The 17,438-nt window shown below is 74.0% G+C and carries 14 protein-coding genes; 12 read left to right on the top strand and 2 right to left on the bottom strand.

What is annotated here, in order from left to right; translation table 11 throughout:
* Positions 1 to 124: 124 nt before the first annotated feature.
* The 5 genes from ACGFH9_RS14215 to ACGFH9_RS14195 all read left to right on the top strand — a co-directional run bounded on the left by ACGFH9_RS14215 (position 125) and on the right by ACGFH9_RS14195 (position 5,368).
* Positions 125 to 835 (top strand): MBL fold metallo-hydrolase, encoded by a 711-nt coding sequence (locus ACGFH9_RS14215; RefSeq protein WP_393218598.1) that lies wholly within the window; start codon positions 125 to 127, stop codon positions 833 to 835.
* A gap of 71 nt (positions 836 to 906) precedes the next feature.
* A complete protein-coding gene (hisS, locus tag ACGFH9_RS14210) occupies positions 907 to 2,235 on the top strand; it encodes a histidine--tRNA ligase (protein WP_393218596.1) in 1,329 nt (442 codons plus the stop codon).
* Between the two features lie 70 nt (positions 2,236 to 2,305).
* Positions 2,306 to 3,247 carry an acyl-ACP desaturase gene (locus tag ACGFH9_RS14205; protein ID WP_393218594.1) on the top strand — a complete coding sequence of 314 codons (942 nt, stop codon included), beginning with the start codon at positions 2,306 to 2,308 and terminating at the stop codon, positions 3,245 to 3,247.
* A gap of 248 nt (positions 3,248 to 3,495) precedes the next feature.
* The gene (locus ACGFH9_RS14200) at positions 3,496 to 3,972 is read left to right on the top strand and encodes a winged helix-turn-helix transcriptional regulator (protein WP_393218591.1); all 477 of its coding nucleotides are present in this window, start codon (positions 3,496 to 3,498) and stop codon (positions 3,970 to 3,972) included.
* Between the two features lie 352 nt (positions 3,973 to 4,324).
* A complete protein-coding gene (locus ACGFH9_RS14195; protein WP_393218588.1) occupies positions 4,325 to 5,368 on the top strand; it encodes a S1 family peptidase in 1,044 nt (347 codons plus the stop codon).
* Between the two features lie 74 nt (positions 5,369 to 5,442).
* Here ACGFH9_RS14195 and ACGFH9_RS14190 read toward each other — a convergent pair whose 3' ends face one another.
* Positions 5,443 to 6,159, bottom strand: coding sequence for a DUF998 domain-containing protein (locus tag ACGFH9_RS14190; RefSeq protein ID WP_393218585.1), 717 nt, complete (start codon positions 6,157 to 6,159; stop codon positions 5,443 to 5,445).
* Between the two features lie 156 nt (positions 6,160 to 6,315).
* Between ACGFH9_RS14190 and aspS the strand changes: the two genes are divergently transcribed.
* The 4 genes from aspS (at position 6,316) to ACGFH9_RS14170 (ending at position 11,207) form a co-directional block, all read left to right on the top strand.
* The gene (gene aspS / locus ACGFH9_RS14185; protein WP_393218583.1) at positions 6,316 to 8,130 is read left to right on the top strand and encodes an aspartate--tRNA ligase; all 1,815 of its coding nucleotides are present in this window, start codon (positions 6,316 to 6,318) and stop codon (positions 8,128 to 8,130) included.
* Between the two features lie 112 nt (positions 8,131 to 8,242).
* Positions 8,243 to 9,052, top strand: a complete 810-nt coding sequence (locus tag ACGFH9_RS14180; RefSeq protein ID WP_393218580.1) for an SDR family oxidoreductase — start codon at positions 8,243 to 8,245, stop codon at positions 9,050 to 9,052.
* Between the two features lie 78 nt (positions 9,053 to 9,130).
* Positions 9,131 to 9,736, top strand: a complete 606-nt coding sequence (locus ACGFH9_RS14175) for an ArsR/SmtB family transcription factor (RefSeq protein ID WP_393218578.1) — start codon at positions 9,131 to 9,133, stop codon at positions 9,734 to 9,736.
* Positions 9,737 to 9,791: 55 nt separating this feature from the next.
* Positions 9,792 to 11,207: an MFS transporter gene (locus tag ACGFH9_RS14170; RefSeq protein WP_393218576.1), complete on the top strand. Its 1,416-nt coding sequence runs from the start codon at positions 9,792 to 9,794 to the stop codon at positions 11,205 to 11,207.
* On the opposite strand, the gene ACGFH9_RS14165 is transcribed toward ACGFH9_RS14170, so the two are convergent.
* Positions 11,204 to 11,953, bottom strand: coding sequence for a GNAT family N-acetyltransferase (locus ACGFH9_RS14165; RefSeq protein WP_393218573.1), 750 nt, complete (start codon positions 11,951 to 11,953; stop codon positions 11,204 to 11,206). The genes ACGFH9_RS14170 and ACGFH9_RS14165 overlap by 4 nt on opposite strands.
* A 257-nt stretch (positions 11,954 to 12,210) precedes the next feature.
* On the opposite strand from ACGFH9_RS14165, the gene ACGFH9_RS14160 reads away from it, so the two are divergent.
* The 3 genes from ACGFH9_RS14160 (at position 12,211) to ACGFH9_RS14150 (ending at position 17,333) form a co-directional block, all read left to right on the top strand.
* The gene (locus ACGFH9_RS14160) at positions 12,211 to 12,423 is read left to right on the top strand and encodes a hypothetical protein (protein ID WP_393218571.1); all 213 of its coding nucleotides are present in this window, start codon (positions 12,211 to 12,213) and stop codon (positions 12,421 to 12,423) included.
* 75 nt (positions 12,424 to 12,498) lie between these two features.
* The gene (locus tag ACGFH9_RS14155; protein WP_393218568.1) at positions 12,499 to 14,076 is read left to right on the top strand and encodes a replication-associated recombination protein A; all 1,578 of its coding nucleotides are present in this window, start codon (positions 12,499 to 12,501) and stop codon (positions 14,074 to 14,076) included.
* 2,516 nt (positions 14,077 to 16,592) lie between these two features.
* On the top strand, positions 16,593 to 17,333 hold the full coding sequence (locus ACGFH9_RS14150; protein ID WP_393218690.1) for a hypothetical protein: 741 nt from the start codon (positions 16,593 to 16,595) through the stop codon (positions 17,331 to 17,333).
* The last annotated feature ends 105 nt before the right edge of the window (positions 17,334 to 17,438 follow it).

Genomic DNA, 17,438 nt, shown 5'->3' with positions numbered 1-17,438 from the left:
AGCAGCGCTTATCGGAGGTTGTCACTGTGCCTGTCGGGGCGTGAGGGACGGACGTGGCAAACCCGCTCGTCCCGCCGGATAGGCTGCTGGGCAGGACGACAGCTCGACGGAGAGGACAGCGCCCGTGCTCGTGGCCGGCTTTCCCGCGGACGCCTTCGGCACCAACTGCTACGTGGTCGCCACCGCGCCGGGGGAGCAGTGCGTGGTGGTCGACCCCGGCATCGGGGTGCTCGACCAGCTCGACGCGCTGCTCGCCGAGCACCGCCTGCATCCGGCCGCCGTGCTGCTCACCCACGGCCACCTGGACCACACGTTCTCGGTGGCCCCGGTCTGCGGCGCGCGCGGGATCACCGCGTACGTGCACCCCGGCGACCGGGAGATGCTCGCCGACCCGGCCAAGGGTCTTTCGGCCGACCTGACCTCGCTCTTCGGCGGCCGGCTGAGCTACAGCGAGCCGGACGACGTGGCCGAGCTGACCGACGGCGCCACCCTCACGCTGGCCGGCCTGGAGATCGCCGTCGACCACGCCCCGGGCCATACCGGCGGGTCGGTGCTGTTCCGGCTGCCCGGCGCCGGGTCGGGCTGGGAGGCGGACGAGATCTGCCTCTCCGGCGACGTCCTCTTCGCCGGCTCGATCGGCCGCACCGACCTGCCCGGCGGCAGCATGCCGGCCATGCTCGCCAGCCTGCGCGACAAGATCCTTCCGCTGGCCGACGACACCGTCGTGCTGCCCGGCCACGGCCCCAGCACCACCATCGGCCGTGAGCGCGCCAGCAACCCGTACCTCGTCGAGGTCTCCGGCACGGCGCCGGCCGCGCCCACCCGGGGCCTCTAGCTCTCGTCCGCGCCGCGCGCGGACCCACGACACCACCGCGCCGTGGGCGCGGAACCGCAAGGAGTACGCCGATGAGCAAGCCCACGCCCATCTCCGGGTTCCCGGAGTGGACCCCCGGCCAGCGGATGATCGAGCAGTTCGTGCTCGACAGGATCCGGGCCACGTTCGAGCTGTACGGGTTCGCCCCGCTGGAGACCCGCGCGGTGGAGCCGCTGGACCAGCTCCTGCGCAAGGGGGAGACCTCCAAGGAGGTCTACGTGATCCGGCGGCTGCACGCCGACGGCGACAGCGGAGGCGGTGACGACCAGCTCGGCCTGCACTTCGACCTGACCGTGCCGTTCGCGCGGTACGTGGTGGAGAACGCCGGCAAGCTGGCCTTCCCGTTCCGCCGCTACCAGATCCAGAAGGTGTGGCGGGGGGAGCGGCCGCAGGAGGGGCGCTACCGGGAGTTCGTCCAGGCCGACATCGACATCGTCGACCGGGACACCCTGGCGCCACACCACGAGGCGGAGATGCCGCTGGTCATCGGGGACGCGCTGCGGGCCCTGCCCATCCCGCCGGTGACCATCCAGGTCAACAACCGCAAGATCTGGGAGGGCTTCTTCCGGGGCATCGGGGTGACCGACTCCGAGGCGGCGCTGCGCAGCATCGACAAGCTCGACAAGATCGGCCCGGCGAAGGTGGCCGAGCTGCTGGCCGAGACCGCCGGGGCGAGCGAGGCGCAGGCCAAGGCGTGTCTCGCGTTGGCCGAGATCTCCGCACCGGATGCCTCCTTCGCCGACGCCGTCCGCGCGCTCGGGGTCACCGACCCGCTGCTCGACGAGGGTGTCGAGGAGTTGGTCCGGGTGGTCCAGACCGCCGCCGACCACTCGCCCGGCCTCTGCGTGGCCGACCTGCGCATCGCCCGTGGCCTGGACTACTACACCGGCACGGTGTACGAGACGCAGCTCCGCGGCTACGAGCGGTTCGGGTCGATCTGCTCCGGCGGCCGGTACGACAACCTGGCGACCGCGGGCGCCACCTCGTACCCCGGTGTGGGCATCTCGATCGGGGTGACCCGGCTGCTCGGGCTGCTCTTCGGGGCGGGGGAGCTGTCCGTCTCCCGTCCGGTGCCCACCTGTGTGCTGGTGGCGCTGGCCGACGAGGAGCACCGTGCGACAAGCGGCCGGATCGCGGCGGCGCTGCGTCGTCGGGGTATCGCCACCGAGGTGTCGCCGAGCGCGGCCAAGTTCGGCAAGCAGATCCGCTACGCCGAGCGGCGGGGCATCCCGTACGTCTGGTTCCCCGGGGCCGACGGCACGTCGGACGAGGTGAAGGACATCCGCTCCGGTGCGCAGGTCACGGCCGACGCGCAGGCCTGGACGCCCCCGGCGGGTGACCTGAAACCGGCGGTGGTTTGACGGCTCCACTGGCGCTAACGGTCGCGGGGACCTACGGTAGCGTAAGTTACGCCACCGTAGGGAGTTACTCGTGACCGTGAGCACCGCACTGAGCCAGACCGCCCTGCTCGTCGAGCTGGAGCCGGTCGTCGCGCGAAACCTGGACCGCCATCTCTCGCTGGCGAAGGAGTGGTTTCCGCACGAGTACGTGCCGTGGAGCGACGGTCGTACCTTCGACGGTCCGCTCGGCGGTGAGGCGTGGTCGCCCACCGACTCGGCGATCCCGGACGTGGCTCGCACGGCGCTGATCGTGAACCTGCTGACCGAGGACAACCTGCCCTCGTACCACCACGAGATCGCCACCCTGTTCGGTCGGGACGGCGCGTGGGGCACGTGGGTGCACCGGTGGACCGCCGAGGAGGGGCGGCACGGCGTCGCGATCCGCGACTACCTGACCGTGAGCCGTGCCGTCGACCCGGTGGCGTTGGAGCGGGCTCGGATGACGCACATGTCGGAGGGCTACACCAACGCCCACGGCGACGAGGTGCTGCACTCGCTGGCGTACGTCTCGTTCCAGGAACTGGCCACCCGGATCTCGCACCGCAACACCGGCAAGGCCACCGGCGATCCGGTCTGCGAGGCGCTGCTGGCCCGGGTCGCCGCCGACGAGAACCTGCACATGGTCTTCTACCGCAACCTGCTCGCCGCGGCGTTCGAGCTGGCCCCGAGTCAGGCCATGCGGGCCGTCGCCGACGTGGTCGCCGACTTCCAGATGCCCGGCAACGGCATCGAGGGCTTCGGTCGCAAGTCGGTGGCGATCGCCCTCGCCGGCATCTACGACCTGCGCCAGCACCGTGACGAGGTGTTGCAGCCGGTCCTGCGCCAGTGGGACGTCTTCAACGTGACCGGCCTCAACGCCGACGGCGAAGCCGCCCGCGAGCAGCTAGCGGCCCAGCTCGACGTGCTGGAGAACGCAGCAGCCCGCTTCGAAGAAAAGCGCGACGCAAGAGCAGCCCGCCTCGCCTCCCGCTAAACCCAACCCGCCCCCACCCCCGCCCCGCCGATCTTGCACTTTCTGTCGTCACAAATCAGGGCACAGCCCTCGTGTCGACCACTGAAACTGCAAGATCGGCGGCGAGAGGGCGGGGGTGGGGTGCGGGAGGGGGAGGGGGCTGGGGGTCAGGGGAGGAGGTACGGCTTCGCGCCGGCTCCTGAGCCTGTGTCATGGACGCAGCCTGGCAGGGCGTTGCTGAGTCTGTCAACGAGACCTAGGCTGGTCGGATGAGGCCCGCGGCACTGGACTGGTCGGTGGAGAACTGCACCGTCTCCCGCGCGATGGAGATTCTCGGCGAGCGGTGGACCATGGTGGTGCTGCGGGAGGTCTTCAGCGGCGTACGACGCTTCGACGACATGCGTGTCCGCACCGGCGTGCCGAGGCAGGTTCTCACCAACCGTCTGGCCCTGCTCGTCGAGCGGGGCGTCCTGCGTCGCGAGCCGTACCGGGAGCCCGGCAGTCGACTGCGCCACGAGTACCGGCTGACCGCGATGGGCATGGCCCTCTGGCCGGTGCTGGTCGCCGTGCTCGGGTGGGGGGACCGCTACCTGGCCGACGCCGAGGGTCCGCCGTTGAGCGTGGAGCACCGTGACTGCGGCGCGCCGGTACGCGTCGAGCTGCGCTGCGCTGACGGGCACGCGGTCGTCGACGCCCGCGACGCACTGCCCCGCCCGGGCCCCGGGGCGCGCCGCCTTACCGCCTGACGTCGCCCGCCCGTCTCGGGGCGGCTCGGCGTCGCACGCCTTCACCCATGGGGGTGAATCGGCGTCGTACCCGTCGCCCGTTGTGGCATGGACGGCCTCCGTCGGCGGATGGTGTCCGAAAGAGACCCGCTGGTTCCCGGAGTGTGACGCCAGGTGCCCGCGAGCGTGTCCGTGGTGTTGCGGCGGCTCCATCGATGGGGGTCGACGAATTCGGGCGAAACCTGGTCTTGTCAATGATCTTAAGTATGTGAATACTTCAGTTCACTCGACCGGTTTTCGCAGATCGGCCGGGTTGCCCTCGGGTCAGCCACCCCCGGCCAGACCCGCCTCTCCCGCCCAGGAGGTTTGTTACATGCGACCCACGAGGTCCTCCTTCCGCGTTGCGGCAACCGTCGCCGTGAGCGGAACCCTGGTCGTCGGCTCGCTCATCGGCGCACCCGCCCAGGCCGCCCCCGCCGCCTCGCCCGACGCCGGCGCGGCCCTGTCCGCTCAGCTCGGCGACCGCTCCGCCGGCTCGTACATCGACGCCAGCGGCAAGACCGTCGTCACGGTGACCGACGCCGCCGCCGCCCGCACGGCCAGCAAGGCCGGAGCGAGCGTCAAGTACGTCACCCGTGGCGCCGCCGAGCTCAACCGGGCGACCGCCGAGCTGGAGCGCTCGGCGAAGATCCCGGGCACCGCCTGGTGGAGCGACCCGATCACCAACCAGGTGGTCGTTTCCGTCGACAGCACCGTCACCGGCGCCAAGCTGGAGCAGGTCAAGGCCGCCGCCGCGCGCGCCAACGGCGCGGTGCGGGTCGAGGCGGAGGCCGGCGTGCTCAGCACCCGGATCTCCGGTGGCCAGGCCATCTACACCGGCGGCTACCGCTGCTCGCTCGGCTTCAACGTGCGCAGCGGCAGCACCTACTACTTCCTGACCGCCGGGCACTGCACCAACCTCGGCACCAACTGGTACTCGAACTCCAGCCAGACGACCCTGCTGGGCACCCGTACCGGCACCAGCTTCCCGGGCAACGACTACGGCATCGTGCGGCACAGCAACTCCGCGAACGCCGCCGGTAACGTCTACCTCTACAACGGCAGCTACCGGGACATCACCGGCTCCGGCAACGCGTCTGTCGGCCTGTCGGTGCAGCGCTCCGGCAGCACCACCGGCCTGCGCAGCGGTTCGGTGAGCGCGACCAACGCCACGGTGAACTACGCCGAGGGCTCGGTCTCCGGCCTGATCCGCACCAACGTCTGCGCCGAGGGCGGCGACAGCGGTGGCTCGCTCTTCTCCGGTGGCACCGCGCTCGGCCTCACCTCCGGCGGCAGCGGCAACTGCAGCAGCGGTGGCACGACCTACTTCCAGCCGGTCACCGAGGCCCTGAGCCGCTACGGCGTCAGCGTCTTCTGATCGACGTACCGCACGCGGGCCGGCGGAGCACTCCGGCGGCCCGCGTCGCGCGTCCGGGCTCGCCGGGGGTCGCCCTACGCGATGCGATCCGGTCCGTCGGTCGGCAGCAGCGGATCCGGGGGTACGACACCGGTCGCCGGCACTGCCGGCCCGAGCGACGTGGTGCCGGCGGCCCAGTCGAGGTGCGCCCGGCGCGCCGAGAGCACCGCCAGCAGCGGCCAGAGTGAGACGCCCACCGCCGTCACCCGCTCGGCCAGGCCGGTCCGGGACCCGCTGGTCACCTCGAACGCGAACCAGCCGAACAGGGCGAGCAGCACGAGCGTCGCGCTCAACGCCACGCCGCGACGGAACGCCCAGGGCGGTTGCGACGCCAGTGGGTGCGCGGTGTCCGGGCCGTGCGGTAGCCGAAGCGCCGATCCGGCGGGCCAGAGTGCCAGCGCCAGGACGGCGACGGTCGCCGCGATGCCGTGGCTGAGTGAGCCGCCGACCGTCGGCCGGGGAAAGGCGACGAGCGCGATTGTCGCCACGCCGCCGACGGCCAGCAGGAAGCGGCTGGGCAGACCGGCCGCGTGCAGCACGGCGGCGATCGCCAGGTAACAGCAGCCGAGCAGCACCAGCGCGGTGATCATGATCCAGGCGTCGGTGGCGTCGTGCCCGGCCAGTTCGCTGATGGTGTCCCGGACCGGGTCGTACCCGGCGGGTTGCCGGGCGCCGGCGACCGTCCAGCCGCCCACCAGCAGCACCGGCGCGGCGACCGCCGTGGCGACGCCCCAGATCGGTACGGCGCGCATCTGGCCACGGTAACCGGCGTGCGGGGCCCGAAGAGCCGGGTTCGCCGGCTCGCCCACCAGCGAATCACGCCGGCCTGACGGGTGCCCCGGAGCGCAGCGGGTCACCCCTGACAGAATGCGGGGTGAGGACTGTTCCACGATGAGGAGTTGCCAGCCGTGATCCGTACCCACAATGCCGGAAGCCTGCGCGCCGCGGACGCCGGCTCGACGGTGACGCTCGCCGGGTGGGTGGCCCGCCGACGCGACCACGGCGGCGTCATCTTCGTCGACCTGCGCGACGGCTCCGGCGTTGTCCAGGTGGTGTTCCGCGAGGAGGACGCGCACGCGCTGCGCAACGAGTTCTGCGTGAAGGTCGTCGGCGAGGTGACCCGCCGCCCGGCCGGCAACGAGAACCCCGACCTGCCCACCGGTGAGGTCGAGGTGACCGTCACCGAGCTGGAGGTGCTCTCCGAGGCCGCGCCGCTGCCGCTGCCGGTGGACGACCAGGTCGAGGCCGGCGACGACATCCGGCTCAAGTACCGCTACCTGGACCTGCGCCGCAGCGGCCCGGCGAACGCGCTGCGGCTGCGCTCGCGTGCCAGCCACCTCGCCCGGGACGTGCTGCACGAGCGGGACTTCCTGGAGATCGAGACGCCGACGCTGACCCGCTCGACGCCCGAGGGCGCCCGCGACTTCCTGGTGCCGGTGCGGTTGCAGCCCGGCAGCTGGTACGCGCTGCCGCAGTCGCCGCAGCTATTCAAGCAGCTCCTGATGGTCGGCGGCATGGAGCGGTACTACCAGATCGCCCGCTGCTACCGCGACGAGGACTTCCGCGCCGACCGGCAGCCGGAGTTCACCCAGCTCGACATCGAGATGTCCTTCGTGACCGAGGACGACGTGATCGACCTCGGCGAGGCGATCGTCTCGGCGCTGTGGAAGGACCTGGCCGGGCACGAGATCACCCGGCCGATTCCGCGGATCACCTGGCACGACGCCATGGCCCGGTACGGCTCGGACAAGCCGGACCTGCGCTACGGCGTCGAGCTGACCGAGCTGACCGACTACCTGCGCGGCACCGAGTTCCGGGTGTTCGCCGGCGCGATCGACGCGGGCGGCTACGTCGGCGCGGTCGTGATGCCGGGCGGCGCGAGCCAGACCCGCAAGGAGCTGGACGGCTGGCAGGACTGGGCGAAGGCGCGCGGCGCGCGGGGCCTGGCGTACGTGGTGCTGGACGCCGAGACCGGCGAGGCACGTGGCCCGGTGGCGAAGAACCTCTCCGCCGAGCACCTGGGCGGGCTCGCCGACGCGGTCGGCGCCAAGCCGGGCGACGCGGTGTTCTTCGCGGCGAGCGCGACCGCGCGGGAGGCGCAGGAGCTGCTCGGCGCGGCACGTATCGAGATCGCCAAGCGCTCCGGCCTGATCGACGAGAGCGCCTGGGCGTTCTGCTGGGTGGTCGACGCGCCGATGTTCGAGACCACGGACGAGGGTGGCTGGACGGCCGTGCACCACCCGTTCACCTCGCCGAACTCGGAGTGGGTGGACCGGTTCGAGGAGGCGCCGGACCGCGCCCTGGCGTACGCGTACGACATCGTCTGCAACGGCAACGAGATCGGTGGCGGCTCGATCCGTATCCACCGGGGCGACGTGCAGCAGCGGGTCTTCGACCTGCTGGGCATCACCCCCGAGGAGGCGCAGGACAAGTTCGGCTTCCTGCTGGAGGCGTTCAAGTACGGCGCCCCGCCGCACGGCGGCATCGCGTTCGGCTGGGACCGGGTGTGCATGCTGCTGGCCGGCGCGGACTCCATCCGTGAGGTCATCGCGTTCCCGAAGACCCGTGGTGGCTTCGACCCGCTGACCGGCGCGCCCACCCCGATCACCGGCCAGCAGCGCACCGAGGCCGGCATCGACGCCAAGCCCAAGCCGGCCGCCACCGCCCACACCGCCCACACCGGCACCGCCGGCCCCGCAGCCCCGGTAGCCGACCCGGTCTGACCCCGACCCCCCCCGCACCCCGGCCCCTGCTTGGTTGATCAAGAGGTTTGCGTCATCATCGCCCCGCGAGATGACGCAAACCTCTTGATCGTCGATGGGGGAGTGGGCTGGAATGCGGGTTCTTGTTGTCGGGGGCAGCGGGTTTCTGGGTCGGGAGGTCTGTCGGCGGGGGGTCAGCGCCGGGTTCTCGGTGGTGGGGACGTACCACTCCGGGTCCGTCGGGGTGGCCGGCGTTGTCGGGCGGCGGCTGGACGTGACCGACCGTGCCGCCGTGCGCGCGCTGGTCGCCGAGGTGCGGCCGGACACCGTGGTCGCCACCCCCTACCGGTACGACGACTGGACGGTCACCGCCGACGGGGCCGCGCACGTCGCCCTCGCCGCCGCCGAGGCGGGGGCGCGGCTGGTGCACCTGTCCAGCGACGCGCTGCACGGTGGCCGTCCCACGCCGTACGCCGACGACGACCCGCCCAGCCCGGTCAACGCGTACGGGGCCGCGAAGGCGGCGGCCGAGACCGCCGTGCGGGCGATCGACCCGGGCGCGGCGCTGGTGCGTACCTCGCTGATCCTCGGGGAGGGCAGCAAGCAGATCGAGCTCTGCCGCGACGCGCTGGCCGGCCGGGCCGTCCTGTTCACCGACGAGTTCCGCTGCCCGGTCGACGTCGGCGACCTGGCCGACGCCGTGCTGGAGTTGGCCGGCTCGTCGTACGCCGGGCTGCTCAACGTGGCCGGCGCGGACGCGATCAGCCGGGCCGAGCTGGGTCTGCTGGTCGCCGAGCGGTCCGGTCTGGACGCGACGGGCCTGAAGACCACCACGGCCGCCGCCGCTGGCGTGGTCCGCCCCAGCGACGTACGCCTCGACTCCGCCCGCGCCGCCGGTCTGCTGCGGACGCGGCTGCGCGGGGTGCGCGAACTGCTGGCCTGACCGCCCTGCGCGTTCCATCTGCACACTTCCTGTGCATACCTCTTGTGCACAGGAAGTGTGCAGAGATAATGTGCTCGCATGGATGCCGCTCCCACACCGCCGAACGGCTCGCCACGCGCTCCCCGGCAGGTCCACCTCGACAGCCGGCAGGTCCGCACCCTGGCCCACCCACTGCGCATGCGACTGCTGGGCTCGCTGCGCGTCGACGGTCCTGCGACGGCGACCGCGCTGGCCGAGAAGCTGGGCACGAACACCGGCGCGACCAGCTACCACCTCCGGCAGCTCGCCGAGGTGGGGTTGGTGGCCGAGGACCCGGACCGGGGCAGCGGGCGGCAGCGCTGGTGGCAGGCCGCACACGACATCAGCAACTTCGAGCCCACCGACTTCGACGACGACCCCGACGCCCGGGCCGCCGTGCAGTGGATTCAGGGCGACCAGGTGCGGCTGATGGCCGACCTGGCCGAGCGCTGGATGGGCGTCGAGCACCATCAGTCCCGCGAGTGGCGCGACGCCGCCGGCATGGGTGACCTGGTGTTGCCGCTCGATCCGGCCCGGTTGCGGGCCCTCAACGACGAGCTGTGGGCGGTGCTGATGCGCTACCGCGACCAACCCGCCCCGGACGGCGACGTCAAGCCGGTGCACATGTTCGTCGCCGGCTTCCCGCGGTTGGAGGAGCGCTGGTGAGCGCGAGGAGTGAGCCGGGTTTGCGAGCCCCGCAGTCGCGAATGGAGGTGGCGTCGTGAGTGCGCTGACCGTACGCCAGGTCCGGCGTCGCTACCTGACGCTGTACGGCCTGCGCTGGCTGCCCACGGGGTTGATGATCCCGGTGATGATCCTGCTGATGCAGGAGCGCGGCCTGTCGCTGCCGCAGATCGGCCTGGTCAGCACCGCGCAGGGCCTCCTGGTGCTGGCGCTGGAGCTGCCCACCGGTGGGTTCGCCGACGCCCTCGGCCGCAAGCCGGTCCTGCTCGCCGCCGGAGCCCTCAACCTCGCCTCCCTCGCGGTGTTCGCGGTGGCCGACTCGTTCGCCCTGTTCTTCCTGGTCTGGGCCCTGCAGGGCGTCTACCGCGCGCTGGACAGCGGCCCCCTGGAGTCCTGGTACGTCGACGCGACACTGGCCGCCGACCCGCAGGCCGAGTACGAGAAGGGCCTCGGGTACGCCGGTACCGTCGTCGGTGTGGCCATCGGCGGCGGCGCGCTGCTCAGCGGTGGCCTGGTCGCGCTCGGGCCGGTCGGTCCGGTCAGCGCGCTCACCGTGCCGGTGCTGGCCGCGATCGTCGCCCAGGCGGCCGCGCTCGTCGCGCTGCTCGTCCTGCTCGTCGAGGAGCGGCCGGCCACCGGGGTCGCGGCGGTGCGGGCGTCGGTGGTCCAGGCGCCCCGGATGATCGGCGAGGCGGTCGGGCTGCTGCGCCGGTCCCGGGTGCTGCTGGCCCTGGTGGCGGTGGAGCTGTTCTGGGGCTTCGGCATGGTCACGTTCGAGTCGTTGCTGCCGGTCCGGCTCGCCGAGGTGATCGGCAACCCGGACCGGGCCGCCGCGCTCCTCGGGCCGGCCAGCTCGGCCGCCTGGATCGCCAGCGCGGCCGGCGCGGCACTGACCCCGCTGCTGCTGCGCTGGTTCGGGGCGGCTCCGGGCGCGGCCCTGCTGCGCATCCTGCAGGGCGTCACGGTGGTCGGGATGGGGCTGTTCGCCGGGCCGGTCGGCGTGCTGGTGGCCTACCTGGCCTGCTACGCCGTGCACGGCGCGTCGAACCCCCTGCACAGCGGTCTGCTGCACCGCCAGGTCGACGGCCCGTACCGGACCAGCGTGCTCTCGCTGAACTCGATGATGGGACAGCCGGCCGCCGCGCTCGGCGGGGTGGTGCTGACCGCGCTCGCGGCCGCCACCAGCGTGGGTACGGCGATGGTGGTCGGCGCGGTCGTGCTGGCCGTCGCCGCCCCGCTCTACCTGCCCGCCTGGCGGGCCGGCCGGCGGGCCGCCTCCGACCTGGCCGGCGTTCGGCCCGCGTCGGAGCCGGCTGTCCCTCGGCCCGCGTCGGACCCTGCCGGCGAACAGGTCGCGGCGAACCCGGCCGGCCCTCGGACCGCCGACGCCCTGCCCGGCCCGCGCCGCGACGGCACGGACCCCACCGCCGCCGTTCCGGTCGAGCGGCGTTAGCGCTCGGGGCCGAGGCGGATCGAGGTACGGGACAGGGTGCTGGTGAAGCCGAGGCGACGGTAGAGACGGACCGCCCCGACGTTGTCCGGGTAGACGCCCAGCGCGACGGTGTCGTGCCGGGACAGCAGCGCCCGGGTCATGCCGGCGGTCAGCGCCGCGCCCAGCCCCCGACCGCGCTGGTCGGGGGCGACCGTCAGGCCGGCCAGGAACCCGATGTCACCCCGGCTGCGGTCCGCGCCGCACGCCACCACACGGTCGCCGGCCCGGATGCCGTACCAGTCGACGACGGTCGGGTCGCCCGGACGCGTGGTGGTGCTCGGGAACGCCTCGTCGACGAGCGCCTCCAGCGCAGGGCGATCGGCGACGGTCAGCCGTACGACCCGCTGCTCGTCCGGCTGGCGTGGGGGAGCGACGGTGGTCCAATGGAAGTCCCAGTCGACGTGGTGGGCCACCGCCACCCGCCCGACCGCCAGAGCGGGGTCGAATCGGGGCAGGTGCAGCCGCTGTTCCGGCCGTAGCAGCCCGTCGGCGACCAGCGAGGCGCAGAGGTCCAGCACCGGTCCGGCCGGGCCGACGGCGTCGGCGCCGAAGCCGCGCTCGGGTGGCAGCAACCACAGCACGGCGTCGTCGCGCCGCCAGCCACGCGCCGGGCTGCCCGGCGAGAGCGAGTGCCGGACGAACGGATGCGCGCCGGCGGCGGCCAGGATCGTGGCCCGGTCGTGGAGCGCCTGGTCCTCGATGATCATGTTGGTCAGCCTAGGAGCCGACGTACCGGCCGACCGCGCCGGGCCGCCAGTGCGCCTCGCGCGCCGCGCCTCGCCCGAGATCATCACAACTTCCGGGATTCTGCTGCTTCAGCGGCGCCGGAGACAGCAACATCCCGGACGTTGCGCGGATCTTGATGAGGGAGCTGCCCGCACCCGCTCCACGGTGGAGATTGGCGAGCCGACCGATTGGGTACATCACGCGACGACCCACTGGGAACCCCCACCGGAGGACCGACATGCTCGCCATTCTCGCCGCCATCGTCTTTGGCTTCGCACTGCTGCTCGACCTGCTCGACACCGACTTCGGCGCGCCCGACCTGTTCAACTGGAACACCCTCGTACTCATCGGCCTCTTCCTGCTCTCGCTCTACCTCGGCGGCGTCGGCAGCGGCCCGCGCGGCGGTGGCGGCGGCCGCTGGTACCGGGGTCGCCGTCCCGGTCGTGGCTGACCGAGACCGATCAGCGGTGGCCCGGTCCGCAGCGCGATTCCAGCGTCGTGGGTCGGGCCCGGTACTGTCTTCGTGATGGAGTCCGACGCTCTCTTCTCCCTCGGTGCCCCCACCGGGTCGCGCGGCGCGCCCGAGGGTCCCGCCGGTGTCGACGGCTTCACTCCGGTAGCGGACGATTCGCCCCTGCCTGTCCGCATGCGGCCCGCCAGCCTGGACGAGTTGATCGGGCAGGACCACCTGCTCGCCCCCGGCGCGCCGCTGCGGCAACTGGTCTCCGGCGGCGCCGGAATGTCGGTCATCCTGTGGGGACCGCCGGGAAGCGGCAAGACCACCATCGCGCACCTGGTGGCCGGCGCCACCGACCGCCGCTTCGTCGCCCTGTCGGCGCTGTCCGCCGGCGTCAAGGACGTCCGCGCGGTGATTGAGACGGCCCGCCGCCAGCGCCGTTCGGGCGGCCCGCAGACGGTGCTGTTCATCGACGAGGTGCACCGGTTCAGCAAGACCCAGCAGGATTCGCTGCTCGCCGCCGTCGAGGACCGCACGGTCACGCTGCTCGCGGCGACCACCGAGAACCCGTACTTCTCGGTCATCTCACCTCTGCTCTCGCGGTGCGTGCTGCTCACCCTGCAACCGCTCGACGACGACGCCGTACGCGGCCTGTTGCGCCGCGCCGTCGCCGACGAGCGTGGCCTCGGCGGCACCCTCACCCTGGCCGCCGAAGCCGAGGACCATCTCGTCCGGCTCGCCTCCGGTGACGTCCGCAAGGCGTTGACCGCGCTGGAGGCGGCGGCCGCCTCCGCCTCGGCCCTCGGTGTCGAGCGCATCGACCTGGCCACCGCCGAGCAGGCGGTCGACGTGGCGGCGGTGCGCTACGACCGGGACGGCGACGCCCACTACGACGTTGTCAGCGCGTTCATCAAGAGCATGCGTGGCTCGGACGTCGACGCCGCGGTGCACTGGCTGGCCCGGATGCTGGTCGCCGGTGAGGACGCCCGGTTCATCGCCCGGCGACTGGTGATCTTCGCCAGCGAGGACGTGGGCATGGCCGATCCCACCGCGTTGAGCGTGGCCACCGCCGCCGCGCACGCGGTGGAGTACGTCGGCCTGCCCGAGGTGCAGCTCAATCTCGCCCAGGCCGTGATCCACCTGGCCACCGCGCCGAAGTCGAACTCGGCCACCACCGCGATCGGCGCGGCCATCGCCGACGTACGGGCCGGTCGGGGTGGTTCGGTGCCCCGGGGTCTGCGCGACGCGCACTACGCCGGTGCCCGCGGTCTGGGGCACGGCACCGGCTACCGATACCCGCACGATGACCAGCGCGGCGTCGTCACCCAGCAGTACGTCCCGGACGACCTGGTGGGCGTCGACTACTACCAGCCCGGCCCGCACGGTGCGGAACGGTCCGTGGCGACGCGGCTGCCGTTGCTGCGCCGGATCGTACGCGGGCTGCCGGCACCACCGGCCCGCCCGGAATCCCCGACCGCCACGCCACCCACGGCGACCGCCGTAGCCGGGTCGTGCGACGGCTCACCGGTAACGCCGCAGGCCGCGCCAGCGCTTGCCGTTCGGAACGGCCGGGCGGCGACGGGTGTGGACGGTCCCGGCACGACGCAGGACGACGGCACGAACGCCGCAGGAGAGGGTCAACAGTGAGATCGCGTGGTGCGGACCGCCCCGACGAGGGCCCGGACGAGCGGCGTGATCCCCGCGCCAAGGGCCGCCGCTGGGGTCGAGGGCGAGCCGAGGCCGAGCCGGAGGAGCCGGTGGCCGGCGAGGAGTTCGGCTGGATCGACGACCTGCGCTCGGCCAAGCAGCAGCGCGGCGAGTTGGGTCCGGACGGGATGCCCGCCGAGCCCGTACCCCCGCGTGCCGGCCTGCCGACGCCGCCGGACGCGCCGCCCGGCCCACGTCGCCCGGACGCCGAGGCCGCCGGGGCGCGCCGCCCGGTCGACGGACCCTGGCCGGGCGAGGCGCCCCCACCCGGTCGTCGCCCGGACGCCCGCCCGCCCGCCGACCGGCCCCCTGTCGAACGGCCGCGTGATGCCGGGCCGCCCGGCGTCCCCGACCAGCCGGCGTCGCGTGGCACACAGCCGGTTCCCGGTGTCGGCCCGCACCCCGCCGCCCCGCCCCGCACACCGCCGGCCGCCCGTCCAGGCGCGGGTGACCCGGCGAACCCCGCAATCTCCCGCCCGGCCTCCGGCGCTCCCACCGGCCCGACGCGACCGCGTCCGACCGTGGGCCCGTCCGGCCCGCCCCCGGAGTCACCGGCCGCGGGTGCTCCGACCGGCCCCCGTCCAGAGGTTCCCGCGCCGACCGGCCGGGCGGAAGCCGTTCCGCCGCTGCGCCGGCCGGACGCCGTACCGCCGGGTCGTCGACCCGCGCCCGATCCGAGTGAGGGCGGCCGGCCGCGCAGCGGTGACGGACTGCCCCCGCCGGCACGGCGTACGACCGAATCGGCGCGGCCCGCCGCCGGCGCTCCCCGCTCGGACGGGCCTGCGCCCGGCGTCGCCGCGCAGGTCGCCGACGGTCTGCGACCCGACCCCGCGATCGCTCATGACCCGCGTACGGCCCGGCGTCGTCCCGGGCCCGTCGACCCGGGGGCACCGGAGCCAGGCCGCCCCGCCGGGGGCGGCCACCGCCGCGCCGCCGAACCGGACGAGCCGGTGGTGCCCCGCTCGGGTAACGCTCCACCGTTGCCCGACGCGACGCCCACCGGCGCTGTCCCCACCGGCGGCACGGCCTCCGATGGCACCGGTCGCCGTCGAGCGGTAGCCGACGAGCAGGACCGACGCGTGCCGACCGGCGCTGAGCCGCAGCCGGACCTGCGGGACCGTCCGGAACGACCGGCCGACTGGCTGCGCCAGGCCGGCCGGTTGCCGCACACCGACCCGGGCCTGCCGGTGGTCAACCGCCGAGGGAACGCCCCACCGGCCGGCGAGCGGCCCGTCGGCCGACGGGCCGCCACACCGCCTGCCGGTGACCTGAACGACCGCTCCGGTGGTCCGCTCGCCGTACCCGATCCGGCCGCGGAGCGTGCCACCGGCCGCCGTGCCGCCGGGCCGCCCGCCGACCCGGGCGCGGACGCGCCCACCGGCCGCCGGGCCGCCCGTGCTCCGGACTCCACCGGCGAGCACCCGACCGGTTCGGTGTCGCAGCCGTCGGTCACTGGTGAGCGTCCCGTCGGTCGCCGGGGTGCCCCGGGGACCGCCCCGGACCCGATCAACCGACGTCGCCGCCCGTCAGCCGAGCCCGCCTCCGAGGGACGGCCCGGCCCGGCGGGCGAGCGCGGCGACGACCCGTACGCCGGTCCGCCCGCCGGCGGACGACCCGCGCCCGGCGTTCCCGTGCGGGGCGCCCGCTCCGGCACGCCCGGCGGTCGGGCCCGGCTCGCGCCCGGTGACGCGCCGGTCTCCGGCGCCGGCCGCCGTGGGCCCGACGGTGCACCCCGACCCGACGTCGCCAACACCGACGGTCCGGCGCGTGCGGCGGTGCCGCCGGGTGCCGGCCCGGACGGTCCGTCCCGGTCCCGCCCCGACGGTGTGGCCCGTGCGGCGGTGCCGCCGGGTGCCGGCGCCGACGGTCCGTCCCGGTCCCGCCCCGAGGGTCCGGCGCGCGCCGCTGTTCCGCCGGGCGGTCCGGACGCCGCGACCCGCGCCGCTGCCCCACCCGGAGTCGATCCGCAGCGGGCGGCCCGTGGGGCGGCACGACCTGGCGTCGGTCCGGATGGTCCACCCCGGCCCGGTACGGCCCGGCCGCGCCCGGACGGCCCGGCGCGCGCCGCCGTCCCGCCGGGCGTCGGTCCGGATGGTCCGCCACGTCTGGATGGTCCACCACGTCCGGATGGTCCGCCGCGTCTGGATGGTCCGCCACGTCCGGACGGTCCGCCACGTCCGGACGGTCCGGCGCGCGCCGCCGTCCGCCCGCCAGGGGTCGACCAGCCGCCCGGCGGTGACGTCCGTCCGGGCGCCGAGCAGGCTGGCCCCGGGTCGCCCGCGGCCGCCCGTGCCGCTGCCCCGCGACCGGCGGACCGCGCTGCCGCCCGGGCCCTGCCGCCGCCTCGCGAGGGTGTGCGCCCCGAGCCCACCGGTGTCGCCAGCGTGCCGCCGTCCGGCCGTCTCGGCGAGCCGGTCGCCCGCGCCGCCGTCGTGCCCCCGGCCACGGCGGGTCCGATGGACCGGCCGCCCTCCGAGCCGACCGATGGGCCGCCGGCGCTGCGCGCGGCTGGCCACGACGGCTCCGACGACGACGATGCGGCCCCGGGCGCCCGATCCGAGCAGCACCGGCAGTCGCGTGAACGACGTCGGCTGCGGGTCGCCGTCCTGGCACTGGTCAGCGTCGTGCTGCTCGGTGCGGTGCCACTCTTCTTCGGCATCCGCACGCTGGGCAGGGACCCGGTCTTCGACAATCTGGACCAGCTCGCCGTGCCCGCGTGGGCCGCGACGAAGACGGTCGACGACGTCAGCGGCAGCCGCTGGTGCCTGCTCGACTGTCGGCTACGCGAGCGCACGGTCACCTCGGAGAAGTCGCCGGAGGAGACGGCGAAGGTCTACGAGGAGGCGCTGCGCAACGACGGTTGGCGACCGTGGAAGGTGAGCCGCTGCCCCGAGCAGGGGACGAAGGGCAGCTACACGTGCTGGCGTCAGGACGAGCTGACGCTCGACCTGTGGGTGCGCGCGCCGGCCTGCGTGCCGCCGCCGGTCGACGGGGAGCCGGCGATCGTGCCGTCACCCGCACCGTCGGCCGCTGCGGGGGAGTGCACCGGCTCGTTGGTGTCGGTGAAGGTGCGCAACGCGATCGACGACGAGCGGACCAGGCCGCAGCCCAGCACCGATCCGTCACTGACCGGGGAGGATCCGTTCCCGACGGTCAGCGGCGATCCGCTGGGCGACGTGACACCCTCACCGTCCTGAGCCGCTCTCCATCACGGACGGTAGGGTCTGGGGCTGGCGGACCCACCCGCGCCCGTCGACGGGCGACGGCCCGGTGGGTTCGGTGGGTTCGGTGGGCACCACGGT

It is taken from the genome of Micromonospora sp. NPDC049102 (assembly GCF_043197485.1).
In the GTDB taxonomy this organism is placed as follows: Bacteria; Actinomycetota; Actinomycetes; order Mycobacteriales; family Micromonosporaceae; genus Micromonospora.
Note: the sequence above shows the minus strand (reverse complement) of the source record. Positions and strands in the feature narration are given on the sequence as shown.